Source organism: Vibrio sp. 378 (assembly GCF_033339435.1).
The window spans coordinates 1-526 of sequence record NZ_JAWOUO010001139.1; the positions used below are offsets into that span (position 1 = coordinate 1).

Consider the following 526-nt stretch of genomic DNA (forward strand, 5'->3'; position numbering starts at 1 on the left):
AACACTTTGCCGATATCGTTCTTAATCCATTCATCAAAAACCGCAATCAGGAAGTTACCCCAAGCTTCATCAGCAACACACCAAGGTTCCATGACAGAATCTTTGTGACCCGGAATCAAACGCTTGTCTCCTTGTTTAAGCTGTTCTTGCGGTTGCCATTTTTGAGGCGCAGTGGTGCGGAACGTTTTCTGTTCAACAATAGGAATAAACTGCATTTGTGGCGAGCGGACTTCATCTCGCAGAAAACGGTAAACTTCAAGCGGATTTCGGCTCGTCAGGTTGTTCACACAGGTAAGCGTGGCAAAGTTCACCTGATGTTTATGCAGCAACTCCACCGCATTCATGACTTGTTTGAATGTGCCCCGACCGGCTCGGTTGGTTCGATACGCGTTGTGCAGCATTTCAGGACCATCAATACTCAAGCCCACCAAGAAATGGTTCTCGCTTAAAAATTCGCACCATTCGTCATTCAATAACGTGCCGTTTGTTTGCAGATCGTTTGAGATCTTCACGCCTGCGGGCTGGT

Annotated in this window: 1 protein-coding gene; it reads right to left on the bottom strand. The window is 47.1% G+C overall.

Features of this window, described 5'->3' with window-relative positions; all coding sequences use genetic code 11:
- A partial coding sequence (locus tag R7Q48_RS30820; protein ID WP_411979323.1) for a radical SAM protein occupies positions 1–526 on the bottom strand: 526 nt, incomplete at both ends.